We start from the raw sequence: 22293 nt of genomic DNA, 5'->3' as shown, positions 1-22293 counted from the left end.
ATTCTTGACCATCAATACCAGTTCGGCACCCCGGGACCGCTACAGGATGCATCAACCGTTACCGACCCCGGCGAGCGACGCCCGCGTACCCCGGTCCGGCTTGGGGAGGTTTTGGTGGATCACGAGGGTGGCCTGGCGCTTGCCCGCGTTGCCCGGCCGGAACCGGAGGGTCAGCTGGCAGGTCTCGCCCGGGCTGAGCCAGGCGTCCGTGCATTCCGGGCCGGCGGTGAAATCGCGGGCGTCCCGGCCGGTCACCTCGACGCGGGTGATGTGCAGCCGGCCGCCGCCGTTGTACCGGATCGTGGCGGCCGAACAGGCGATCTCCTCACCGATGCCCGCGCCACCACAGTCGACCGGGTCCAGCTCGGCGACGGGTTTTGGTGTTTCCGGCGGCTTGGCCGCGTCGAGCTCCGGGAACTGCGGAAATGTGGTGTTGCGGTCGACGGCCGGCAGGGTCCCGACAAGTCTGAAGCCGCCCCAGGTGACGAACAGGGCGATCAGGCTCAGGATCACGATCGCCGCGGCGCGGACTCGTCCCTTCTCACCGGCCCGCCGCGTCGTGAAGATCGTGCTGACCACCGGCAGGAGCGCCGCGCCGGCCAAGGTGCCCCAGTCGCTCTTGCTGAGGACGCCGGTCAGGACAGCGCCGACGACCGAGCCGAGCACGGCCAGCAGCAGGGCGCCGGGGGAGAAGCCCGGCGCCTCTCGCAGCTCCCGGGGCAGCGATCGGCGTTCCCACGGCCGGTCGCCGATGCGGAATCCGAGCTCGACGTCGGCGAGGGTGAGCCGGTCGCCGTCGCGCAGTGGGCTCGGACCGGCGATCAGCTCGCCGTTGATCCGGGTGCCGTTGGCCGAGCCGAGATCCACGACCTCGTACTCGCCCGTCGTGCCGTGGCCCGGCCGGACCGCCGCGTGACGCCGGCTGAGATGTTCGCCGGCAATCGCCAGGTCGCAGCCGGCGTCGCGGCCGATGACCGTGCCCCGGGGCTCGATCGTCACGGTCCGGCCGTCCTCGGCGGGCGGTGCGACCACCGTCAGGGTCGCCGTCGGGCGATAGATCGCCGTGTCGGTGGCGTACGCCTTCATGGCCGTCTACTCCTCCGCACAGAACGCGTAGGCCTCCAGCCACCAGTCGCCCGGGATTCCCGGGGCGATCTCGGTGGCGGTCGCCAGGAGGCCGTCGCCGGCCTGGAAGTGGACCGGCTCCAGGTGGGTGACCGCGACGCCGGTGTTCTCGGCCGGCGTGGTGGCGAAGGCCCAGCCGCCACCGCCGGTTACCCGCTGACCCGGGGGACAGAGGGCGACGACGGTCTTGGGCGACACCGAGTCGACGGTGGAGACGGTTGCCCACCCGTCCGGTTCCGGCGGCACCGACGCTTCGGCCGCGGGCGAGCCGATCAACAGTGCCGACAGCAGGACGGCCAGGCCGGCGAGAGACAGAATCGCATTCTTCCTCATGAGATTTCCCTTCACGGATTTGTGGAATATCTCGACGGTAGGAATGGGGAGTCCTCGCGCGCATGACCGGAATTGCCCGGTGCCATTCCGGCGGCCCGGGTAGTCAGATCTGACTATCGACGGGTCCGGGGGCCGTCAGTAGCTTGAGGTGATGACCGGCTGGATGCCGCCGGCTTTGCCGGAGCAGTGGGAACGCGCCGCGGAGAAGACCTTCGTCGGCCGCGCCGCCGAGCTCGCGGCGCTGGAGGAGGCGTGGGCCGCGGCCGCCGCCGGTGCTCGTCAGCTGGTCTTCGTCGGCGGCGAGGCCGGCGCCGGGAAGTCGCGGCTGGCCGCCGAGGCCGCCCGGGCCCTGCACCGGGCCGGGGCGACGGTGCTGATCGGCGGCTGCGTCGCGGAGCTGGGCGAGCCCTATCAGCCGTTCGTCGAGCCGCTCAAGGCGCTGCTGGCCGGCGTCGAGGACGCCGCGCCGCGGCTGCGGGTGCTGACCGGCGAGGTTCCCGTTCCCGACGCCGATCAGGCCTTCCAGCGGCAGCTGTGCATCGCGGTCGTCGACCTGATCAGGACGACCACCCGGCACGCGCCGCTCGTGCTGATCCTGGAGGACCTGCACTGGAGCGGAACGGCCGGGCAGCAGCTGCTGACCTACATCGCCCAGCACACCGCCGCCGACCGGCTGCTCGTCCTGGCCACCCACCGCGACACCGCGCCGGACCGCTCGGCGGCGCTGGTGCGGACGATCGCGACCGTGCAGGGCGCCGACGGCGTGCAGCGGATCGACCTGGCGCCGCTGCGTCCCGAGGACATCGCGGACTACCTGATGCGCGACGCCGGGGTGCGGCCGGAGCGGGCCCGGGCCGCCGCCGAGACGCTGCACCGGCGTACGGGCGGCAATCCGTACTTTGTCCGTGAGGTGTGGCGTGACCTGCGGGCCCGCGGCGGGCTGGGGGCGCTCGACGACGCGTGGACCGCCCCGGCGTCGGTGCGGGACGCCTTCCAGAGCCGGCTCGCGCGGCTGAGCCCCGAGCAGGCCGCGATCGCCCGGCTGGCCGCCGTGATCGGCGAGGAGGTCGAGCCGGCGATCCTCTGCTCGGCGGCCGGGAGCACGGCCGCGCCGACGCTCGCCGCGGTGGACGCCTGTGTCGACGCGGGGCTGATGCTCACCATGGCCGACGGCGACGACACGTTCCGGTTCACCCACGCCCTGGCCCGGCAGTCGGTCCTGGAGCTGATCCCGGCCTCGGCGAGGATGGACTGCCACGCCCGGGTGGCGGCGGCGATCGAGCGGCAGCCGGCGACGCACCGCCGCGTCCAGCGGCTCGCCCACCACTACGCCAGCGCGCATCCGCTCGGCTACACCGGCCAGGCCGTACGCTATCTCGCCGAGGCCGCCCGGATAGCCGCCCAGGGTCTGGCCCACAGCGACGCGGCGCGGCTGTACGAGCGGGCCGCCGCCCTCGTCCCGGAGGCGGAGGCGCGGGACGCCGCGTTGCTGAACGCCGTCGAGCAGCACATCCACGCCGCCGACTTCGTCCGGGCGCGGGAACTCGCCGAGCGGGTCGCCGCCAAGGGCACGGACGCCCAACGGCTGCTCGCGGCCGTCGCCTTCGAGGCGGCCTCCTGGCGGCCCGGCCTGCCCAGCCGGCAGGCCGTCCAGCTGCTGCGGGAGGCTCTCGAACGCGCGAGGCCCGGCCCGACCGGTGCCGATTACGTCCGCCTTCTCGCCGGGCTGGGGCGGGCGCTCTCGTTCACCGGCAACCGGGAGCAGGCGTCGGCGAGCATGACGCGGGCGCTCGAGCTGGCTCGCGCCGCGCACGACGACCGGCTGCTGATGGAGGCGCTGTCGGCGAGCCTGTGGGACCGGCAGACACCCCACTACTTCGCCACCGTACGCGACCGCGCGGTCGAGCTCTCCGGGCTGGCCCGCAAGCACGGCGACCTGGTCCTGCTCGGGCCCGCGGCGCACCACCGGGCGATGGCCGCGTACCTGCTGGGCGATCCGAACGAGCTGGAGGCGGCGCACCGGGAGCTGGCCGGGGTGGCCCAGGCGACCGGCCAGGCCTACTTCGAGTACCACGCGGCCGGTGCGGCGTACGGGAAGCAGTTCATCGTGGGTGACTTCGCCGCGGCCGAGCGCACCTGCGACGCCCAGCTGCGGCTGGGGCTCTCGCTCGGCCCGGACCAGACGACCGGGCCGTTCGGCGTGCAGAGCTTCATGGTGCGCCGCGAGTCCGGCGCGCTGGAGCAGGTCCGCCCGCTGATCACCGGCGAGGAACGGCCCGGCGGCTACTGGGCGCCGGGGCTGCTGGCGCTGTACACCGAGTTCGGCCTGCGCGAGCCCGCGGCCCGCCTGATGCGCTGGATCCTCGACCGTCCCGTGCTGTGCGACGAGGCCTCCGCGCAATGGCCGATGGTGCTCGCCTTCCTGGTCGAGGCGGCGCTGTGGCTGGGTGACACCGCGACCGCGGCGGATCTGCGCCCGGCGCTGGACCGCTACGCGGGGCTCAACCTGGTGGCGGAGCCGTTCGTGGCGTTGTTCGGGAGCGCCGACCGGTACATCGGGGCGGTGGACTCACTGCTGGGGCAGGGCGATCCGGCCGCGTCGCTGGCGGCCGCGCTCGAGATGGACACCCGGGTCGGCGCGCCCGTCCACGTGGCACAGACCCTGACGGCGATCATCGAGCACCGCCGGCGCACCGGGGCCGGCGAGGCGGACGTACGGGATCTCGTGGCCCGGGCCCGCGCCATCGCCGAGCCGCTGGGCCTGCGCCGGGTCCTGCGCACGCTCGGCGAGCGCGACACCGCCGCCCGGCCCGCCGGCCTGACCGACCGGGAGCTGCAGGTGCTGCGGCTGCTCGGGGCAGGGCTGGGCAATCGCGAGATCGGCGCCCGGCTGTTCATCACCGAGAACACCGCCGCCAACCACGTCCGGAGCATCCTGGCCAAGACCGGCGCGCGCAACCGTACGCAGGCGGCCCGCTATGCCGCCCAGCACGGCCTGACGTGACCGGCCGCCGTCACATCGCCGTCACGCCGCCGTCATACCGCCGGGGCGAGCGACCCGTCCGCGAGCACCCGCGCATCGATCTCGACGACGACGTCCGCCGGAATCCCGGCCCGTTGCGCGGCCCGGATGATCGCCTCGGCCGTCGGGGCGTCGTAGAGGCAATAGGTTTTGCGCAGATCGGCCGACAGGAACGAATAGAGCCAGTGAACTCCCTCGCTGTCATTGATCAGATTGATGCGCTCGGCCTCGGCCGCATTGGGGTCGAGCTTCTCCGCGTAATTGCGTTCGATCATGAAAAGCGGCATCGCATTTCCTCCCTCAGCCACACCACCGTATAAGCGGCGACGCCACCCCGGAATCCCCGGACCGGCCGACGGAGTCACCCGGGTCCGCTGCCTTGTTCCGGTGCCGCGGCGATCGGCAGGCGCACCATGAACCGGGTGTTCCCGGGAGCCGACTCGACCGACAGATCGCCGTGGTGCCGGTTGACCACGATGCGCCACGAGATGTCGAGGCCGAGGCCGGTGCCGGAGCCGACCGGCTTCGTCGTGAAGAACGGCTCGAAGATCCGCCGCTTGGCCTCCTCCGGGACGCCGACGCCGGTGTCCCCGATCTCGACCAGGACTCGATCGTTGTCGCGCGACGTGCGTACGGTCAAAGTGCCCTGGCCTTTCATGGCGTCGACCGCGTTGTCGACGAGATTTGTCCACACCTGATTCATCTCCGCCGCGTACAGCGGAATCGGAGGCAAACCGCGGTCGTACTCCCTTACCACGGTGATCGCGTCGCCGATCTTGCGATTGAGCATCACCAGCGTGCTGTCGAGCAACTCGTGGATGTCCACCACCTGGTACGGCGCGCGGTCGAGCTGCGAGTACTGCTTGGCCGCCGTCACCAGGGCCGAGATCCGGGCCGTCGAGTCGGCCAGCTCGTTCATGAGGAGCTCGATGTCGACCGTGGCGTTGAGCCAGCCCAGCACGTTCTCGAGGGACGACGTGTCCTTGATCGAGCTCGCGACGGTGTCCAGCCAGGCCGTGCCGAATCCGGCCTGGACGAATCCCGGCGCCATCTCCCACCCGCTGGAGATCCCGCGGTCGTCCAACCAGTCGGACAGCTCGTCCTCGCGATCGGAGGCCGCCAACGAGCTCAGCGACGAGCTCGTCACATGCTCGACAGTGCGGTTCTGCAGGCCGGCCAGCACGGCCAGATCGTCTCGGTCGATCGGGCCCGACAGGAGCAGCCCCAGCTTGTGCCGCATCGCCGCGATCCGCTCGCGCAGCGCCGCCGTGGCGCTCGACACCGCGGCGGCCGGGTTGTTCAGCTCGTGGGTGAGACCGGCCGAGAGCGAGCTGAGGGCCACCAGCCGGTCCCGTTCGCTCACCGCCTGCGCGGTGTTCCTCATACCGGCGAAAAGACCCGCGAGCATGTGTACGGGCATGGGGAACCATTCGCGCATGAGCTCGGCGAACTTGTCCGCGGCCAGCACGTACAGGCGGGACGGGACGGTCGTGCGCAGCGTGTTGTCGAGCGTGTTGGTCACGCCGTCGCCGAAGAACGAGCGCCAGGCGCCCGCGTACGACCCGGCCTGACTGGTGCGGTTGATCTCGACGTCCTGGTCGCCGGCCCGGCGCGAGATCACCAGCTCGCCGTCGAGCAGGACGTAGAACGAGGTCGCCAGGTCATCCTCGCGGTAGACGTAGCCGGGGTCGAAGCGCTCGACGTGACCGTTGCGGCAGAGCCACTCGAGCTGGTCGTCGCTGAGCTTCTCGAAGAGGAAGAGCGACCTGAGCTCGGCCGTGTCGCAGGGGAGTTGTTCACGCGCGGTCATGTCGCCTCACCGTACTCGCGCGTGCGCGGGACCGATGGCTGGTCGGCGCGGTGGCTAGCCACCGGGGGATGACCGGCAGGTCCGCCCGTCACAGACTGCTCGAGGGTCCAGGAGTGTGGGCGTCGGCGGTGAAAGAGCGGATCTCCCGGGCGCAGATCGTGGGCTGGTCCTCCGGGAGAAGGGTGTAGGCGTCGGGCACCTCGATCAGGCGGCCCTGGGGGAGTGCCTTCGCGAGGCGGGGTCCGTTCTCGGGGCGCATCATGCGGCCCTCGGGGGCCCAGAGCACGAGGGCGGGCTTGGCGAAGCCGGCCAGTTTCGCGGCCGCGTCGACGTACTCGCCGCGGCGCGTGGAGCGGAGGTATTTCAGCAGGTCGCGGCGGATTTTCGGGTCGTCGAGCGCGGGGGCGAGCCAGGCGTCCATGATGTCGTCGGGGATGCGGCGCTTGGACATGAGGCCGAAGTTGACCGGGGAGCGGCGCAGGCCCGGCACCCGCAACGTCTGCATGGCGAGGCGGGTGGCGCCGGGGATCATCGAGGACAGGCGTAGCGCGCGGCCGGGCAGCCCCGGCGGGTAGTTGTCGAAGGACTCCTGCGGCATCAGCACGAGCCGGGCGACGCGTTCGTCGAGGCCGTGCGCCGCGACGAGCTGCGCGCCGCCCCAGTCGCAGCCGACCAGCGTGACCTCGCGGAGGTTGAGCGCCTCCAGGAACTCGGCCACCAGCCTGGCGAGCCCGATCGAGCTGAGATCGGCGTCGCGGGCCATGGGCCGGCGGTGCGCGCCGAGCGGCACCTCCAGGACGACGCAGCGGTGGTCGGCCTTGAGGTCCTCGACGACGTGCCGCCACACGGTCGTCCCCACGAAGACGCCGGTCAGAAGGACGACGACCGGTCCCGCACCGCCGGTGTCCTCGTAGTCGACGGTGCCCGCGGACAGGATGACCTCTCGCATTTCCGCCTCCCCGACCACCACAACACCGGGGCCACCGCCTTTCGTCAAGCGGTTGGCGGCCGGAGCCAGAACTCGGTCGGCAACGCGGCCACCTCGGTGCCCGATTGCTCCAGCAGCGCGGCCCACGACAGCAGGTGCCGGAAGGTCGGCTCGCCGCCCTCGGCGAGCTGCCGGATCACCGCGACGTTGCGCTCGACCCGCCCGAGGATGGCGTCGCGGATCGCGGTGCGGTCGCCGGCCGGGTAGCCGTACGCGTCCAGGAGCAGGTGGAATCGCCGGCGCCGGTCGTCCGGGTCCTCGAATCCGGCCGGTACGGAGACCTCGGCCGTCAGCAGCGGCACCCAGGTCAGCGTGGAGAACGCCAGGTCGTCCTCGCGGCGGGACGGGCTCGCCGTGTCCCAGTCGATGAAGCCGACCAGGTCGCCGCCGGCCCAGACGGCGTTCCACGGCGACGCGTCCAGATGGCCGATGAGCAGCCCCGGCTGCCACGCACGGCCGGTGAACCAGATGGCGTCGTCGTCCGGCCGGAAGGTCCCGGTCGCGTCGTGCAGCCTCCGCAGCCACCCGCCGACCTGCCGGAGTGCCTCGTCGGAGCGCAGCCAGTCCGGCCACGGCGGCGGGGTGTCGCCCAGTGTCTTGCCGGCGAGGTACGTCAAGCGCTCGCGGCCCTGGTCGTCGAAGCCGCGGGCGCGCGGAGCGCCGTCGAAGCCGGCCTCCTCCAGATGCCGCAACACCGTGTGCACGGTCGCCGTCCACGGCTGCGCGGGCCGGCGAACCTCGTCGCCGGCCAGTACGGCGCCGAAAACGCGCCCGCCGGGCAGCCGTTGTTCGGTCATCCCCCGGTTCTACCGGCACCAGCCGTCCACGGCGACCGAATAAGCCGGCTCCTGACTGATTCCCGTCAGTTCGCGCTTCTGTCTTCTGAGGCGGAGCACGGTGAATGGCGGGAGCCGCCATGTCACTGCTCGCGGAGATCTTCGCCGTCCACCGGGAAGGGTGCCTTCCCTCTGCGGAGGCGTTGCCGATGCTCGACGATGTGGCGGCGACAGTTCGCCAGACCGGCGAGTTCACCTGGGAGGCGGATTCCGCCGAAGCCGCGGCGGCCTGGCTCCTGCTCGTGGTCCACGACACGTACTCGGTGGACGAATCCGGCAAGGGGATTCTTCCTGGGGCGTCCTTCACGAACCTGCTGGGTTTCCGCGGCCAGTTCGCTCGCTTCCCCGAATTGAGGCCGAGCCGGTGCCGGCTGGGCGCGCACGAGAGACAGGTGCAGTCCGCCGCGCTGGGCTGGTTTGCCGGCACGCTGAACGGGTTGATCGTCGAAAACTACCGCTACGTCAACGGTACGGTGCCCAACTTTCCGATGGATCCCGAGGATGGTCTGATGGTCGGCCAGCATTACGGTTTGGCGACCAACTATGTGGACTGGTCCTGGGATCCGCTCGTCTCGGTGGTCTTCGCGCTGCACGGCCTCCCGCCCGGCGAGAGGGGGACGGTGCTCGTCTGGCCGCAGGCAGTCGACGATCCGATGAGCTTCTGCCTGCCACCCACGGCGGCCAAGAGGGTTTGGCGGCAACGCGGCTATTTCCAGCAGCTGCCGTGCTTCGACGGCACCGACACGAATGTGGATGTTCTCCTGACCGTCCTGAATCGCTCGCCTGTCGCCCGGCAGGTCTCCTCATTTCCGCGCATCGAGTTTGCCGCCGACGGCGCCGCCAGAACCGACGCGGATCGGCAATATTCCGCGCTTCTGGTCGACGACGACCCCCTCGTGCGCTTGAAGGACTGGGCGGTGGATGTCGCCCGGGATTTCGGGCCGCCGACGCTGAATCGCTGGCAGATGGAGGACGCCGAACGTGTCCGGAAGGACCTTCGCCGGCTTGGCGCGCCCGAGATGCCCGATCCGGCCGGAGAAGGCTTCGCCGAGGACCTCGACCTGGTCGTCGACTACATCGACGCGATGAGCGTCCGGCGGAAAGCGAACGAATACCCGACCTTCGGCCCCGCCGTGGCTGCGATGGGGAAGCGCACGTTCACGTCTCTGAGCCTGGTGCCGACCGGACTGCCGCCACGAGCGATGGAGCTCAGCCGCTTCACGCGGCTGACCCAGGCAGACGTGTGGCTGCAAGGTTGGGAGTTCTTTCCCGAGCTGTGGTTCCACCCGCGCGCGGTCTGAGAGGGTCATAAGTTCGTTTAGAGGTCATGGCTGCGGCGACGACCGTCTGCCGTTCGCTGATCAGGTCCGGGTTCGATGGAGTTCGTGGCCCGTGATCGGGTTGCTGGTGGCCGCCGGTGTCGCGTCGATGGTGGCGTTCGTGCTCGCCCCCGCCGCCCTGCTCGGCGGGGGGGTACGGGTCGTTCCGGCAGGAGGCCGCGCTGCGGGACGGGGTCGGTCGCGGCCTCGTCGAGTTCTGGCGGGGCGGCGGGCCGGAGTACCCGGCCCTGCTGGCGAGACTGGTCGACTACTGGTTCCGATGGCACGCGATCAAGGTGGCGATCAGCTCCCTGATGCTCATCGTGTTCGTGCTGCTCGCCGCCGCCCTGTGGCGCGGATATCTGCGGGGCGGAGGCGCGCGGGCGGCGGCGGGCTCCTCGCGCTCCTCGGCGGGGGCTGACCGCCGGGCCCGCGCGACTTCCCGGGCCGGCCGATCCGGCCACCCGCCGGGCGAGCTCCGGTCGCCGCGCGGGCTACGACATCACGACATCGAGGGACGCCGAGACGCCCGTCGCGGGGAATTTTGTCAATACCGGCAGCGCAACACCTCGAGCGTGTGCCCCGGAACCTCGACCTGCCCGCCGGCGCGCGCGGTTTTGCGGCGGGTGGCCAGCAATGGGTCGGCCGTGTTGACGACCACTTCCCAGGTGCGGCCGAATTCTCTTGGCGGGAGGGTGAATGCGACCTTGTCGCCGAGGGGGTTGAAGAGGAGCAGGAATGAGTCGTCGGTGATGGGCTCGCCGAGCGAGTCGCGTTCCGGAATGCCGTGGCCGTTCAGGAAGACCGTCATCGTCATGCCGCTGCGGGTGTTCCAGTCGTCCTCGGTCATCGGCTCGCCGTCGCGGCGCAGCCAGGCGATGTCGGGGGCTTTCGTGTCGCCGACCAGGTCGCCGGTGAAGAAGCGGCGGCGGCGGAAAATGGGGTGGTCGGCGCGCAGTTTGGTGAGGCGGCGGACGAAACCGGTGAGCACGTCGGCGTTTCGCGCCTCCGCCCAGTCTATCCAGCTGAGCTCGTTGTCCTGGCAGTAGACGTTGTTGTTGCCGTGCTGGGTGCGGCCGAGCTCGTCGCCGTGCGAAATCATCGGCACGCCCTGGGAGAGCAGCATGGTGGCGAGGAAATTGCGTTTCTGCCGTTCCCGCAGCGCCACCACGTCGGGGTTGTCGGTCGGGCCCTCGACGCCGCAGTTCCAGGAGCGGTTGTAGCTCTCGCCGTCGTTGTTCTGCTCGCCGTTGGCCTCGTTGTGCTTCTCGTTGTAGGAGACCAGGTCTTCCAGCGTGAATCCGTCGTGGGCTGTGACGAAGTTGATCGATGCGACCGGGCGGCGGCCGTCGTGCTCGTAGAGGTCGGAGCTGCCGGTGAAACGGGACGCGAACTCGCCGAGGCTGGACGGCTCGCCGCGCCAGAAATCGCGTATCGAGTCGCGGTATTTGCCGTTCCACTCCGTCCACAGCGGCGGGAAACCGCCGACCTGATAGCCGCCGTCGCCGACGTCCCACGGCTCGGCGATCAGCTTCACCTGCGACACGATCGGGTCCTGGTTGACCAGGTCGAAGAACGCGGCCAGCCGGTCGACCTCGTGGAATTCCCGGGCCAGCGCGGCGGCCAGGTCGAAACGGAATCCGTCCACGTGCATCTCGGTCACCCAGTAGCGCAGCGAGTCCATGATGAGCCGCAGCGACTCGTGGTGGCGGACGTTGAGGCTGTTCCCGGTGCCGGTGGTGTCGTAGTAGTACTGCTTGTCGGCGTCGACCAGCCGGTAATAGGCCGGATTGTCGATGCCGCGGAACGACAGCGTCGGCCCGAGGTGGTTGCCCTCGGCGGTGTGGTTGTAGACGACGTCGAGAATCACCTCGATGCCGGCCTTGTGCAGCGCCTTCACCATCGACTTGAACTCCTGCACCTGGCCGCCGCGACCGCCGAACGAGGCGTAGTCGTTGTGCGGCGCGAAGAAGCCGATGGTGTTGTATCCCCAGTAGTTCGACAGCCCCCGGTCGAGCAGCACCGAGTCGTGCACGAACTGATGGACCGGCATCAGCTCGACCGCGGTGACGCCGAGCCCCTGGAAATGCTTGATCATCGCCGGGTGGGCGAGCCCGGAATACGTTCCGCGGACGTCGTCCGGGATGCCCGGGTGCCGCACGGTGATGCCCTTGACGTGCGTCTCGTAGATCACCGTCTCCCAGAACGGAATACGCAGCGGCCGGTCGTTGCCCCAGTCGAAGAACGGGTTGATCACCACGGACTTCTGCGCGAACGGCCCCGAGTCGGCGTCGTTGCGCGAGAGCGGATCGCCGAACCGATACGCGAAGAGCGCATCGCTCCACTCGTTGTGGCCGTCGATGGCTTTCGCGTACGGATCCAGCAGCAGTTTGCTGGGATTGCAGCGCAGCCCGTTGTGCGGGTCGTAGGGCCCGTGCACCCGATAGCCGTAGCGCTGGCCCGGCACGACGCGCGGCAGATAGCCGTGCCAGACGTTCGCCTCGCGCTCTGGCATATCGATGTGCGTCTCGGTGCCGTCGTCGTCGAACAGGCACAGCTCGACCCGGTCGGCGACCTCGGAATAGACCGCGAAGTTGGTGCCGCCCCCGTCGTAGGTGGCGCCGAGCGGATACGGATTGCCCGGCCACACCGTGATGCCCGCCATGCTTCCCCCTCGAGCACTCGACGCCGATGCTGGTGTGCGTGAATGTGGACGTCTACCTTGAGCGTATCGGCGCGACCCGCTCGACCGGGCTGCGCGACCTGCACCGGCTGCACCAGACCGCGGTGCCCTTCGAAAATCTCAGCATCCACCTGGGTGAACGCATCTCGCTCGCCGACAGTGACCTCTACGACAAGATCGTCACGCGCCGTCGCGGCGGCTTCTGCTACGAGCTGAACGGCCTGTTCGCCCAGCTACTCTCCGCGCTCGGCCACGACGTGGCCCGCCTCGGCGCGCGGGTCGGCGACGGCCCGCCCTTCGACCATATGGCGCTGCTCGTGGACGGCGTCTGGCTGGTCGACGTCGGGTTCGGCGCGCACAGCACGTATCCGCTGCGCTTCGACAGTCCGTCCCCGCAGTCCGACCCCGGCGGCACCTTCACCGTCGTCCCCGCTACCGACGGTGACGTGGACGTGCTGAAGGACGGCAAACCGGAATACCGCCTCGAGTCCCGCCATCGGGACCTGTCCGACTTCATCCCGACATGTTGGTGGCAATCGACCTCGCCCGACTCCCATTTCACCCGGAAGACGGTCTGCTCACGCCTCGACGGCGACGGCCGGATCACGATCAGCGGCCGGAATCTCATCACCACCGCCGGCGATTCCCGCACCGAGGAGGAACTCACCACCGACGATGCCCTGCTGACCGCCTACCGCGACCGTTTCGGCCTCACCCTGCCTCGAGCAGTCTGAGCTCGACGAACGGAATCGTGTCGCCGGGCAGCGTGTACCGCTCGATCTCGGCAAAGCCCCGATGCACCGCGAATCGAAGCCCGTCATCGTTGGACGCCAGAATCACAGTCTCGATCGTCAATGCCCCGAGCTCCAGCGCCGTGGCCACGGCCCGCCGGTACATCTCGTCCCCGAACCCACGCCCCCGAAATTCCGGCAACACCCGAGCGATGACGACCGCCGTCCCCTCGCTCGGCGGCCGCACCGTCGAACACCCCACCGCCACATCGTCCAGATAAGCCACCTCGAGGTGATTACGCCCGGCCCGCTCCTCGACCTCCTCGGCCTCCAGCGGCGCCGTGGGAATGACCAGATTGTGAATCCGCCGCCAGTCCCGCAACACCGCCGCGGAACCGGCCGTCTCATAGCGCAGCACACCGGACACATTAGTCATCCGCACGGCCCGCCCGGCCGGAATCGCCACCCCGAAATTCACCATCAAGAACTTCATGTCGTGCCTGGTTGCATGGTGCAGACCGTCGCTCACGCCGAGGCCGGCCCGGGGCCCAGCTGCGCCGTACGGCCGATTCCTGAATCTTCGGGCGCGCGGAATGGCATCCTGCCCAGCGGATGAGGCGCCGGCGGTCCCCGGCGTGGTGTGGGGTGGCAGATGGAGAGACCAGGAGGCGGAGGTGCGCCATGCCCGCGAACATCGATGTCACGGGCGGGTTCGTCATCCGGCAGCGCCGGGCCAAGAACCCGCTGTATGACCTGCACATCGCCGGGCGCCGCGTCTTCTGGGTGGCGGCGTGCGCCGGGATCATCGTGTTCGGCTCGCTGATGGGTTCGGCGTTCGTGAGCCAGCAGTACCTGCAGAACGTGCTCGGCTACTCGACGCTGGAGGCGGGCGCCGCCGAGCGCGAGAGTCCCCTTGTTCGGCCCGGCTCATCGAGACGCGCGGGGCCCGGTTCACCCTGCTCGTCGGCTGCGTTTTCCTGCTGCTCGCCCGCGTCGCACTCGCTGACCGGCTCGGTGCCGGTGCAGCGGGCGGGGATGGCGTCGGGCACCGCCGATCGGCAGCGGGACCTCGGCGGGGCGTTGCTCTCGGCCGGTTACGCGACGGCCTTCGCCGCCGCCGTCGCGGTCTCGCCGGACAGGCAGGACGTCTCCGCGGCCATGGAGAACCAGCTCACCAAGTCCTTCTCCGGCCGCCGCGCGCGTTCGCGGCTGAGCCTCAGTACAGCTTGGCCCCGCGCACCTCGCGCCCGTGCGCCACCAGCGCATAGATCACCACGACGTCAAAGGTGATCATGATGATTCCCCAGACCGGGTACGCCGGCATGAACAGCATGCTGGACAGCGCGCTGACCAGGGCGACCACCACTCCGGCCACCCGGGCCCAGAGAGCGCCCGTGAAGACGCCGATCCCGGCGGCCAGCGCGAGCACCCCGAGGGCGATGTGCAGCCAGCCCCACGCCGTGTAGTCCTTCGCCACGACCAGGTCGCCCACGCGAGCGATGTAGAAGGTGTCCTTGGTGAGGGCCACGATTCCTTGGATCAGATGGAAGACGCCCAGCAGGAACAACATCAGTCCGCCGAACACGATGACGCCGACCCAGGCGGTCGGTTCCGGCTCGGTGGCCTGCGGGGAGGACCCTCCGGTCGCGTGACTACCCTGCGTGGACATGCCGTCATGGTGCGACAACCCCGCCGCGGGCGCGCCATCCGCGGCGGATGATGCCGCGGAAGAGCTCAGTGAGCGCCGACCTGCCGGCGCCGGACGTAGTGGACGATGCCTTCCCGATCGGGCACAGCGCTGCCGGCGACGAAGCCCGCGGCGGTCGCGCAGCGCCGGCTCGCCACGTTGTCCGGCTCGATGCCGGCCGCGAAGATCACCACGTCGGCCACCTCGGGCGCGTCCATGAGGGCGCGCAGTGCGGCGACCCCGAAACCCTGCCGCCACCGCCGGGGGTCGACCACGTACGCGATCCCCATGGCCGGGCCGGGCTCGACCTCGTCGACCACCGGACCGCTCGGGCCCTCGGTGTAGCGGCACCAGCGGTCGTAGACGTCGCCGCCGAGGTGCGCGACCGCGGCGCCGGCGTCGTCGAACGCCACCCACGAGTGGACCCTCAGCACCCGGCGGCCGCGGAAGACCTCGCCGATGCCGTTGCCGGCCGCGGCCATCCGGAGCTCTTGCGCCGGCCAGTCCGGGCCGCCCAGCCGGCGCGCGACCTCGGGGTGGCGGAACCAGGGCTGCACGGCCCCCAGCAGCTCCGCGGTGAAGGGGCACAGCACGACCATGCCGGCCAGTGTCACACGGCCGGAGCCGTCGAATGAGGGCAAAAGCGCGGGGCCGGGTCGGATGTCGGACAGCGGCCTCGCGCTGATCCATCCGGGGGCGGGAAGGTTTAGCACACGCGCCGCGCGGCAGGTCGTGGAGGTGATCCATGGCAACACCCGGGGAGGGGCAGCCGTCCGGTGATGCGGGGCGGCCACCGGGCATCACGGTTCCCAAGGGCGGGGGCGCCGTCCGGGGGCTGGGGGAGACCTTCGACGTCAATCCGGCCACGGGTACGGGGTCTGTCGTCGTGCCGGTGACCACCAGCGCGGCGCGGGACGGGTTCGGGCCCACGCTGGCGCTGCGGTACGACTCGGCCGCGGGGAACGGCCTCTTCGGGCTCGGCTGGGGCGTCGGGCTGCCGGCGATCACGCGACGGACCGACCACCGGGTGCCGGAGTACCAGGACGGGCGGGACTCCGACGTGTTCCTGCTCAGCGGGGCCGAAGACCTTGTTCCCGTACGGGAGAGAGCGTCCCGGAAGATCGGGGCCGTCACCTGGACGGTGGAACGCTACCGCCCGCGCGTCGAGGGCCTGTTCGCGCGGATCGAGCGGTGGACGGCCGGCGCCGACGTGCACTGGCGGACGATCGACCGGGACAACGTCACCGCCCTCTACGGCACCACCGCGGACGAGCGGATCGCCGGCCCGGACGGGCAGATCTTCAGCTGGCTCATCGCCTCCAGCCGCGACGCCAAGGGCAACACCATCCGGTACGGGTACAAGGCCGAGCGGAACAACCGCTATCCGAAGTGGATCCGCTACGGCGACACCCCGGTCGGGCCCCGGATGTTCGAGGTCGTCTTCGACTACGGGGAGCACGACGACGACGCGCCCACGCCCGCCGCGGTGCAGCCCTGGCGGGACCGGGCCGACCCGTTCTCCAGCTACCGCGCCGGCTTCGAGATCCGCACCGAGCGGCTGTGCCGGCGGATCCTCGGCTTCCACCACGTGCCGGACGACCCGGCCGTGGGCGCCGACTGCCTGGTGCGCTCGATCGAGCTCGGCTACCGCCCCGACCCCGCCGGAACGATGCTCACCACGGTGACCCAGGCCGGCTTCCGGCCCGACACCGCGGGCGGCTACCTCCGGCGCGAAGTGCCGCCGCTGACCTTCGGGTACACCGAGCCACATCTCGACGACACCGTCCACACCGCCGACGCGCCGCACGTGGACGGCGCCCTGCACCGCTGGGCCGACCTGCACGGCGAGGGCCTGCCGAGCGTGCTGACCGAGCTGGCCGGCGGTTGGTACCTGCGTCGCAACCTCGGCGGGGGCCGGTTCGGCGCGGCCGAGCCGGTGCGCGACAAGCCGGCCACGGCCCGGTTCGGCCGGGGCACCCAGCTGCTCGACCTGGCCGGGGACGGCCGGCCCGACCTCGTCGACTTCAGCGGCCCGGCGCCGGGCTTCGCGGAGCGCGACGACGACGGCGAGGGCTGGGGGCCGTACGTCCCGTTCGCCTCCCTGCCCACGCTGAACTGGTCGGACCCGAACCTGCGATTCGCCGACCTCGACGGGGACGGCCGCGCCGACGTGCTGGTCACCGGCGGCGACCACCTCACCTGGTACCCGTCGCTGGGGGAGGCCGGGTTTGAAGGGCCACGCCGGGAGCTGGGGCCGGGGATGGTGTTCGCCGACGGCGAGGGCTGCGTGTTCCTGGCCGACTTCTCCGGCGACGGCCTCACCGATTTCGTGCGCGTGCGCAACGGCGCCGTCTCCTACCGGCCGAGCCTGGGCCACGGCCGGTTCGGCGCCGAGGTGGCCATGAGGAACCCGCCGCGCTTCGAGGCGAGCGACGACCTGTTCGACCCGCGGCGGCTGCGCCTGGCCGACGTGGACGGGCGCGGCCCCACCGACCTGGTCTACCTGCGCGCCGATGGCGTCCACTGGTACGCCAACCAGTCCGGCAACGGCTGGGCGGACGGCCACCGGGTGGCGAGCCTGCCGCCCGTGGACGACCTCGCCGCGGTGACGGTCACCGACCTGCTCGGCGAGGGCACGGCCTGCCTGGTCTGGTCGTCGCCGCTGGCCGGGTACACGCGGCAGCCGCTGCGCTACGTCGACCTCATGGGCGGCAAGCCGTACCTGCTCGCGACCATCGACAACAACCGGGGCGCGCGAACGACCCTGACCTACGCGCCGTCGACGCGCTTCTCCCTGGCCGACCGGGCCGCGGGCCGGCCGTGGCTGACCACGCTGCCGTTCCCGGTGCAGCTCGTGGAGCGGGTCGAGGTGTCCGACCGGATCACCGGGAACACATTCGTGACCCGCTACTCGTACCGGCACGGGCGCTACGACGGCGTGGAGCGCGAGTTCTGCGGCTTCGGCATGGTGGAAAAGCACGACACCGACTCGTACGCCGGCGAGGGTGACGTCGCGCCGACCATGACCCGGACCTGGTATCACACCGGCGCGTACCTGGCCGAGCGCGGCGTCTCCCGGCACTTCGCCCACGAGTACCACGCCGACCCGGCCACGACCCCGCTCGGCGACTCGATTCTGCCGGAGGGCCTGAACGCCGACGAGGTCCGCCAGGCCTGCCGGGCGCTGAAGGGCTCGGTCCTGCGCGAGGAGGTCTACGGCCTCGACGGCGGCCCGGCCCAGCAGCATCCGTACACGGTGGCCGAGCACAACTACGCGGTCGTGCGCCTTCAGCCGGCCCGGCCCGGTGGCGACGGCGTGTTCCTCGTCCATCCCGCCGAGACGGTCGACCACGCCTACGAGCGGGCGCCGACCGGCGCCCGCGTCCGGCACGAGGCCGCGCTCGACGTCGATGACTACGGAAATGTGGTTGTGGGCGTCTCCGTCGCGTACGGGAGAAGGGCCGATGATCCGGCACTGCCGGAACCGGTCCGCGAAGCGCAACGCACCACCCTGCTCACGGTGTCGGAACACCGCTACACGCGGGCGATCGACGAGGACGACGCGCACCGCACGCCGATGACGGCCCGCTCGGAGACGGCCGAGCTGACCGGCGTCGCGCCGCCCGCGAACGGCGACCGGTACACAATGGACGAACTTCGCGCGGCAAGGGGGGCGGTACAAAAGCGGACGCTCGGCGCGACCCGCACCGAGTACTGGCGCGACGACCTCTCCGGCGCGCTGCCCGATGGCGAGGCCGGCGTGCGGGGGCTGCCGCTCACCACGTACCGGATGATGCTGACCGACGACCAGGCGGCGGTGGTCGGGCCCGAGGCGACCGCCGCGATGCTGGCCGAGGCCGGGTATCGCCGCGTGCCGGGCGAGGCCGGCTGGTGGGCGTCCGGCGGCGAGGTCCACTACGACGCCGCGGCGTTCTACCTGCCGAACCGGTACGTCGACGAGTTCGGCAACCCGACCCTGGTCGGCCACGACCGCCACCAGCTGCTGATCGCCGAGGTCCGGGACGCGACCGGCAGCACCACGAGCGCCGAGCACGACTACCGCACGCTGCAGCCGGCCGTGGTCGTCGACGCGAACCGCAACCGGGCCCTCGTGCTCTACGACGCGCTGGGCCTCGTCGTCGCCACCGCGGTGCAGGGCAAGACCACCGAGCACAAGGGAGACACCCTCACCGGCGTCGATCCCGATCCCTCCCCGGCGGTGCTGGCCGCATACTTCGCGGCGCCCCTCGCGAACCCGGCCTCGCTGCTGGGCGAGGCGACCATGCGCACGGTCTACGACCTCTCCGTGTCGCCGGTCGTCGCCGCCACCCTGTCCCGCGAGACCCACCGTGCCGATTCGCCCACCACCCGCATCGGGCAGGCCTTCGCCTACTCCGACGGATTCGGCCGGGTGGTCCAGCAGAAGTCCCGCGCCGAGCCGGCCTCACCCGGTGGTCCCCCGCGGTGGGTCGGCACAGGTTGGACCATTTTCAACAACAAAGGTCTGCCGGTACGACGGTACGAGCCGTATTTCAGCGCCACGCACCACTACGAACCGGCGCGCGCGGACGGCGTCAGCCCGCTGCTCTGTTACGACCCGATGGGCCGGCAGGTCGCCACGCTGCGCCCCGACCACACGTACGACAAGACGATCTTCTTCCCGTGGCGGCAGGAGCACTGGGACGCCAACGACACCGTGCTGGTCGCCGACCCGGCCACCGACCCCGACGTGGGCGCCCAGTTCCGCCGCCTGCCGCCGGCGCAGTACCTGCCGACCTGGTACGCCCGCCGCACTCTCGCCAACGTCGGCGCGGACGAGCGGCGCGCCGCCCAGCAGACCGCCGACCACGGCGAGACACCCCTCGCCGGGTACCTCGACCCGCTCGGCCGGACGGTCTACGCCGTCGGGCACAACCGGGTGCGCCGCAACGGCACCCTCACCGACCGGTGGCATCCGACCCGGATGGAGCTCGACGTCGAGGGCCGGCAGCTGGCGCTGTACGACACGCGGATCGAGCTCGAGGGCGAGCGCATCGTCGCGAGCACCACCTACGACCTGGCCGGCCGGGCGGTCCGGCACCGCAGCATGGAGGCCGGCGAGCGCCGCCTGCTGCCCGACGCCGACGGCAAGCCGGTGCTGGAGCGCGACAGCCGCGGCCACCTGCGCTACACCCGGTACGACGAGCTGCGCCGGCCCCTCGAGGTGCGGGTCGGGAGCGCCCTGGTCGAGCGCATCACCTACGGCGAGACGCGGGCCGACGCCCTCGACAAGAACCTGCGCGGGCGGGTCCACCAGGTCGAGGACGGCGCCGGCGTGCTCACCGACGAGCGGTACGACTTCAAGGGCAACCTCGAACGCAGCGGCCGCCGCCTCGCCACCGGGTACTCGCGGCAGCTCGACTGGTCGGGCGCCGTGCCGCTGGAGACCGCCACCCGCTGGACCACGGTCACGTACGACGCGGTGAACCGGCCGAGGACCACCACGACGCCCGACGGCACCGTCATCACCACCGCGTACAACGAGGCGGGCCTGCCCGAGCTGGTGACCGCCGGGCCCACCACCGTCGTGCAGCGGGTCGCCTACGACCCGAAGGGGCGCCGCACCCTGCTCGTGCTCGGCAACGGCGCGCAGACCACGTACGGATACGACCCGGAGACCTTCCGGCTGCGCACGCTACGGACCGGGCAGGTGCAGGACCTCAGCTACGTGTACGACCCGGCCGGCAACGTGACCCACGTCGGCGACGCGGCGCAGCATCCGGTCTACCGCAACAACGTGCGGGTGACCGCGGACGCCGACTACGTCTACGACGCGCTCTATCGGCTGGTCGAGGCGACCGGGCGGGAGCACCTCGGCTGGGACGCCGCCGGGAACCCGCGCGCGCCGGCGCCGCCGATCGGGCTCCCGCAGATCCGGGACGGCGACGGCGTCGGGCGGTACGTGGAAAGCTACGACTACGACCTCGCCGGGAACCTGTCCGGCCTCGTCCATCTCGGCTCCGACCCGGCCGACCCCGGCTGGACCCGTGCCTGGACCTATGCCGAGGCGAGCCCGCTCGACGGCAGGCACAGCAACCGGCTCAGCGGCACCCGCACCGGCGGCGGGGCGGCGGAACCGGTCGGTCACGACCCGCACGGCAACATCGTCCGGCTGCCGCACCTGCCCGAACTGCGCTGGGACCACGCCGACCGGCTCAGCGCCACCACCCGGCAGGTGGTCACCTCCGGCACCCCGGAGATGACCTATTACACGTACGACGCCGCGGGTCAGCGCGTGCAGAAGGTCACCGACCGGCAGGCCGCTCCCGGGCAGAACGCCACCCGCCGCAACCGCCGCGTCTACCTGGGACTGTGGGAGATCTACACCGAGTACGGCGGCAACGGCACCACGCCCGGCGTGCAGCGGGAGACCGTGCACGTGATGCTCGGCGAGCAGCGGGTCGCGCTGATCGAGCGGCGGACCGGCACCGACGACGGCAGCCCGGTCCGCGCGGTCCGCTACCAGCTCGGCGACCACCTCGGCTCGGTGTCCCTCGAACTGGGCGAGGCGGCCGAGGTCGTCTCGTACGAGGAGTACTACCCATACGGCGCGACCGCGTACCAGGCGACACCGAAGCGGACCACCCCGCCCAAGCGGTACCGGTACACGGCGAAGGAGCGCGACGAGGAGTCGGGGCTGGACTCGTTCGGGGCCCGGTACTACGCGCCCTGGCTCGGCCGGTGGACCAGCTGCGACCCGTCGGGAGCGGCCGACTCGCCGAACCTCTACCTGTTCGTGGGCGCGGCGCCGACCTGTCACGTCGACCCGGACGGCCGCCTCTCCGACCCGTCCGGACTGTTCCTGCAGGCGGTCCGGGTGGTCCTGCCGGGGGCGGCCGAGGGTGCGGCGGCGGCCGGCGGCGCGGCGGGCGGAGGCGCCACCGCGGCGGGCGGGACCGCCGCCGTGGCTGGGGGGCCGGTCATCGTCGGTATCGCCGTGGTTCTCGCCGTCGCGATCACCGGCGTCCTGCTCTACCGGCTGCACGAGGCGAACAAGGAGCTCGACGCCGCCAGGAAACGGGCCGAGCAGGCCAAGGAGATGCTCGACCGGCAACTCGACAGCATGTTCCGCAACGGCCAGATCACCTACGAGCAGTACCTGCTCTATCGCAACACAGGAAGCCTGCCCGGCGTCACCGGTCCCGCCGAGGACGACGACCACCACGCCACGGCCACCCCCGCCGCCACGCCGGCGGCCAAGCCGGACGCCAAGCCCGAGGCGAAACCGGATGCCAAGGCCAAGGCCAAGCCCCAGACGGCCAAGAAGTCGACGGCCAAGGCCAACAAGCGCGCGTTCAACGCGACCACGCGCGCGAAGATGGGCCGGCTCATCGCCCGCACGCCCGGGCACATCCTCGCGCCGCTGGTCGACCCGGTGACGGAGAAGTTCTACAGCGGCGTGATGGGCGAGTGGGACAAGCCGAGCATCCAGATGGGACACGCCACGAGCCTGCACTCCGGAGCGGCGGAGAAGCTTTTCATCGAGGACACCGAGTTCAACCAGATCGCCAGCAACACCGCGGAGAGCAAGGGCATCTCGATCGAGCGCCCGGGCGTCGACCTCGGGGGCATCCCGGTCGAGATGCGCACCGCCCGGCTCCTCGAGCGGATCTACGACTGGCCCAAGGGGACGGTCGACGCCGCGCCGCCCAGCACCGGCTGGGATCCGAAGAACCCGCCGCCGATACCGAAGAAGCCGAAGAAGCCCGCCAAATAGCCC

Annotated in this window: 15 protein-coding genes; 5 read left to right on the top strand and 10 right to left on the bottom strand. The window is 71.2% G+C overall.

The genetic code is table 11. The annotated features are described in order from the left end of the window. Nucleotides 1-51 precede the first annotated feature (51 nt). Both A3CQ_RS58245 and A3CQ_RS0142815 read right to left on the bottom strand, forming a co-directional pair. Nucleotides 52-1086 carry an FHA domain-containing protein gene (locus A3CQ_RS58245; protein ID WP_020517126.1) on the bottom strand — a complete coding sequence of 345 codons (1035 nt, stop codon included), beginning with the start codon at nucleotides 1084-1086 and terminating at the stop codon, nucleotides 52-54. 6 nt (nucleotides 1087-1092) lie between these two features. Then, nucleotides 1093-1458, bottom strand: coding sequence for a hypothetical protein (locus A3CQ_RS0142815; protein WP_020517125.1), 366 nt, complete (start codon nucleotides 1456-1458; stop codon nucleotides 1093-1095). A gap of 151 nt (nucleotides 1459-1609) precedes the next feature. Here A3CQ_RS0142815 and A3CQ_RS0142810 point away from each other — a divergent pair, with 151 nt between their 5' ends. Further along, complete coding sequence (locus A3CQ_RS0142810) at nucleotides 1610-4462, top strand: ATP-binding protein (RefSeq protein ID WP_020517124.1); 2853 nt, start codon at nucleotides 1610-1612, stop codon at nucleotides 4460-4462. Between the two features lie 32 nt (nucleotides 4463-4494). Here A3CQ_RS0142810 and A3CQ_RS0142805 read toward each other — a convergent pair whose 3' ends face one another. From A3CQ_RS0142805 to A3CQ_RS0142790, 4 genes are all read right to left on the bottom strand, one after another. Then, nucleotides 4495-4767, bottom strand: coding sequence for a DUF4242 domain-containing protein (locus A3CQ_RS0142805; RefSeq protein WP_020517123.1), 273 nt, complete (start codon nucleotides 4765-4767; stop codon nucleotides 4495-4497). Nucleotides 4768-4841: 74 nt separating this feature from the next. Continuing rightward, a complete protein-coding gene (locus A3CQ_RS0142800; RefSeq protein ID WP_020517122.1) occupies nucleotides 4842-6290 on the bottom strand; it encodes an ATP-binding protein in 1449 nt (482 codons plus the stop codon). An 88-nt stretch (nucleotides 6291-6378) separates the two neighbouring features. After that, complete coding sequence (locus tag A3CQ_RS0142795; protein WP_026206836.1) at nucleotides 6379-7239, bottom strand: alpha/beta fold hydrolase; 861 nt, start codon at nucleotides 7237-7239, stop codon at nucleotides 6379-6381. A 44-nt stretch (nucleotides 7240-7283) separates the two neighbouring features. After that, nucleotides 7284-8075, bottom strand: a complete 792-nt coding sequence (locus tag A3CQ_RS0142790; RefSeq protein ID WP_020517120.1) for an aminoglycoside phosphotransferase/kinase family protein — start codon at nucleotides 8073-8075, stop codon at nucleotides 7284-7286. A gap of 119 nt (nucleotides 8076-8194) precedes the next feature. Here A3CQ_RS0142790 and A3CQ_RS0142785 point away from each other — a divergent pair, with 119 nt between their 5' ends. Then, nucleotides 8195-9415, top strand: coding sequence for an FRG domain-containing protein (locus A3CQ_RS0142785; protein ID WP_020517119.1), 1221 nt, complete (start codon nucleotides 8195-8197; stop codon nucleotides 9413-9415). 565 nt (nucleotides 9416-9980) lie between these two features. Here A3CQ_RS0142785 and glgX read toward each other — a convergent pair. After that, entirely contained in the window at nucleotides 9981-12089 is a 2109-nt protein-coding gene (gene glgX, locus A3CQ_RS0142780; RefSeq protein WP_040434040.1) for a glycogen debranching protein GlgX, read from the bottom strand. A 47-nt stretch (nucleotides 12090-12136) separates the two neighbouring features. Here glgX and A3CQ_RS0142775 point away from each other — a divergent pair, with 47 nt between their 5' ends. Continuing rightward, nucleotides 12137-12850 carry an arylamine N-acetyltransferase family protein gene (locus A3CQ_RS0142775; RefSeq protein ID WP_245577606.1) on the top strand — a complete coding sequence of 238 codons (714 nt, stop codon included), beginning with the start codon at nucleotides 12137-12139 and terminating at the stop codon, nucleotides 12848-12850. On the opposite strand, the gene A3CQ_RS0142770 is transcribed toward A3CQ_RS0142775, so the two are convergent. Then, a complete protein-coding gene (locus A3CQ_RS0142770; protein WP_245577605.1) occupies nucleotides 12828-13376 on the bottom strand; it encodes a GNAT family N-acetyltransferase in 549 nt (182 codons plus the stop codon). The two genes, A3CQ_RS0142775 and A3CQ_RS0142770, sit on opposite strands and share 23 nt — an antisense overlap. A 152-nt stretch (nucleotides 13377-13528) precedes the next feature. Here A3CQ_RS0142770 and A3CQ_RS59840 point away from each other — a divergent pair, with 152 nt between their 5' ends. Further along, entirely contained in the window at nucleotides 13529-14137 is a 609-nt protein-coding gene (locus A3CQ_RS59840; protein WP_211216789.1) for an MFS transporter, read from the top strand. On the opposite strand, the gene A3CQ_RS0142755 is transcribed toward A3CQ_RS59840, so the two are convergent. Both A3CQ_RS0142755 and A3CQ_RS56025 read right to left on the bottom strand, forming a co-directional pair. Next, nucleotides 14064-14516: a DUF7144 family membrane protein gene (locus A3CQ_RS0142755; protein ID WP_020517115.1), complete on the bottom strand. Its 453-nt coding sequence runs from the start codon at nucleotides 14514-14516 to the stop codon at nucleotides 14064-14066. The two genes, A3CQ_RS59840 and A3CQ_RS0142755, sit on opposite strands and share 74 nt — an antisense overlap. A gap of 65 nt (nucleotides 14517-14581) precedes the next feature. After that, nucleotides 14582-15133 (bottom strand): GNAT family N-acetyltransferase, encoded by a 552-nt coding sequence (locus A3CQ_RS56025; protein ID WP_051115528.1) that lies wholly within the window; start codon nucleotides 15131-15133, stop codon nucleotides 14582-14584. 146 nt (nucleotides 15134-15279) lie between these two features. Between A3CQ_RS56025 and A3CQ_RS56020 the strand changes: the two genes are divergently transcribed. Then, nucleotides 15280-22290, top strand: coding sequence for a SpvB/TcaC N-terminal domain-containing protein (locus A3CQ_RS56020; protein ID WP_084699474.1), 7011 nt, complete (start codon nucleotides 15280-15282; stop codon nucleotides 22288-22290). Nucleotides 22291-22293 lie beyond the last annotated feature (3 nt).

It is taken from the genome of Paractinoplanes globisporus DSM 43857 (assembly GCF_000379645.1).
In the GTDB taxonomy this organism is placed as follows: domain Bacteria; phylum Actinomycetota; class Actinomycetes; order Mycobacteriales; family Micromonosporaceae; genus Actinoplanes; species Actinoplanes globisporus.
The sequence above is the reverse complement of the archived record's forward strand: the minus strand, read 5'-3'. Positions and strand labels throughout refer to the sequence as shown.